Genomic DNA, 2,170 nt, shown 5'->3' with positions numbered 1-2,170 from the left:
GTGTTCGATCAATCAGGCAAGTGCATCCAGCATCCTGCTCGAACTGCGCTGGGTGAAAAGAAGGTCGCCGCGAGGTCGGGCGCGTCGCCACGCGCCCGGACGTGGCCGCGCATGCGGATTTACGCAGGAAGAAGGCCGCGTTCGAGCAACCACGCTTTGGCATCGTCTGCATCCTGCTCGAACCACGCGCGCGTAGAGCCCAGCCGATACGTATACCCCCACGCATCCATGTCCTGCATCAGCCGATCACTGCCCACGCCCGGCAATTGCCCGGCCAGCACGACCTGCAGGTAACAGGTGGCATCTTCCTCGGGCACCGAATCGGTGGCATCGGTATGCACCAGCGCACGCCGCTCTGGCGGCAGCACGATCAGGTGGCAGGCCTCGTGCAGCATCGAGTGCACTGGCGTGTCATCGCGCACATACACATCGCTGCCGATGATCCCAGCCTCCGGCTCGCCCCAGTAACTGCCCGGAATCGGCGCAGCCTCGGCCACACGGTGCAGACGCAACGCGTGCGCCGCAAGCAGGGCAACTGCATCGTCGAAACGGATATCGCCGACCCGCGTCACCTGCGGCTCGGTCTGGATCACAGCATCGTTCATCGTGGTCATGTCGCGCGCCCCCGCCCGGACGGGAAGGGGCGCTATCGCATCAGGGTTGTTGCGGACCTTCCGGCAAGGCGACGGAAATATCGAGCACATCGTGCTCCCCGTCCTTCACCAGATCCACCTTTACCGCATCGGCGTCGATGTTCACGTACTTCTTGATCACTTCCAGCAGCTCACGCTGCAACAGCGGCAGGTAATCGGGGCCACCGCGATGGCTGCGTTCCTGCGCGATGATGATCTGCAGACGGTTCTTCGCCGTTTCGGCAGTGGTCTTCTTCCGGTTCAGGAAATCGAACAGTCCCATGCTTACCCTCCGAACAGCTTGCTGAAGAAGCCTTTCTTCTCCACGGTGGTGAAGCGCATCGGACGCTCTTCGCCAAGAATGCGGCCGACCGCATCTTCATACGCCTGGCCCGCCGCCGATTCGGGGTCCAGGATCACCGGCTCGCCCTTGTTGGACGCATTGAGCACGTCGCCCGACTCGGGCACCACGCCAATGGCCTTCAGGCCCAGCACCTCTTCCACGTCGGTGATGCTCAGCATCTCGCCACTTTCCACCCGTGCCGGGCTGTAGCGCGTGAGCAGCAGGAACGCCGGCACATCCTGGCCCGACTCGGCCTTGTGCGTCTTCGAATCGAGCAGGCCGATGATGCGGTCCGAGTCGCGTACCGAGGACACTTCCGGATTCACCACCACCACCGCACGGTCGGCGTAGTACATCGCCAGGAACGCACCCTTCTCGATGCCGGCCGGCGAGTCGCAGATGATGTAATCGAAGCCGTCCGCGGCGAGGTCCTTGAGCACCTTGCCCACGCCTTCCTGGGTCAGCGCATCCTTGTCGCGGGTCTGCGAAGCGGCCAGCACGTACAGGTTGTCAAAGCGCTTGTCCTTGATCAGCGACTGCTTGAGCGTCGCCTCACCGTGCACGACGTTGACGAAGTCGTACACCACCCGGCGCTCGCAGCCCATGATCAGGTCGAGGTTGCGCAGGCCGACGTCGAAGTCGATCACCGCCACCTTCTTGCCGCGCCGTGCCAGGCCGCATGCCAGGCTGGCGCTGCTGGTGGTCTTGCCCACGCCGCCCTTGCCGGAAGTGACTACGATGATTTCAGCCAAAGGACTTCTCCTGATTCATTTTGTGTGGGCGCCGGATCAGTCCAGCGCCGCGATCTTGATCTGGTCCTGTTCCAGCCACACCTGCACGGCCTTGCCGCGCAGGGTGTCCGGGACATCGTCCAGTACCTTGTAATGGCCGGCGATTGCGACCAGTTCAGCATGGAATTCACGGCAGAAGATACGCGCCGTGGTGTTGCCTTGGGCACCTGCCAGGGCACGGCCCCGCAGCGTACCGTAGATGTGGATGCTGCCGTCGGCGATCACCTCGGCACCCGCGCCGACGGTCGCCATCACCGTGAGGTCGCAGTTTTCCGCGTACAGCTGCTGGCCCGAGCGCACGTTGCTGGTCTGCATGCGACCGGGCTGCGGTGCCTTGGCCGGATCGACCGCGGCCGGTGCCGGCGCGGCGGCGCGTGCGCGCCGCGCCGGTTCCGGGTCAGGCG

Annotated in this window: 4 protein-coding genes; all 4 read right to left on the bottom strand. The window is 64.3% G+C overall.

Going from position 1 to position 2,170, the window contains the following annotated elements; translation table 11 throughout:
* Positions 1-119: 119 nt before the first annotated feature.
* Positions 120-605 (bottom strand): hypothetical protein, encoded by a 486-nt coding sequence (locus AC1DQP_RS19675; RefSeq protein WP_457321759.1) that lies wholly within the window; start codon positions 603-605, stop codon positions 120-122.
* Between the two features lie 49 nt (positions 606-654).
* The gene (gene minE / locus AC1DQP_RS19670; protein WP_017355894.1) at positions 655-915 is read right to left on the bottom strand and encodes a cell division topological specificity factor MinE; all 261 of its coding nucleotides are present in this window, start codon (positions 913-915) and stop codon (positions 655-657) included.
* 2 nt (positions 916-917) lie between these two features.
* Complete coding sequence (gene minD, locus AC1DQP_RS19665; protein ID WP_256776357.1) at positions 918-1,727, bottom strand: septum site-determining protein MinD; 810 nt, start codon at positions 1,725-1,727, stop codon at positions 918-920.
* Positions 1,728-1,763: 36 nt separating this feature from the next.
* The coding region (gene minC, locus AC1DQP_RS19660; protein WP_478052319.1) for a septum site-determining protein MinC at positions 1,764-2,170 on the bottom strand (407 nt) is incomplete at its 5' end.

The organism is Stenotrophomonas sp. P5_A8 (assembly GCF_056400545.1).
The sequence above is the reverse complement of the archived record's forward strand: the minus strand, read 5'-3'. Positions and strand labels throughout refer to the sequence as shown.

Coding starts and splice junctions, on each gene's coding strand:
- AC1DQP_RS19675 (WP_457321759.1), bottom strand. CDS start 605: ATGAACGATGCTGTGATCCAGACCGAGCCGCAGGTGACGCGGGTCGGC.
- minE (WP_017355894.1), bottom strand. CDS start 915: ATGGGACTGTTCGATTTCCTGAACCGGAAGAAGACCACTGCCGAAACG.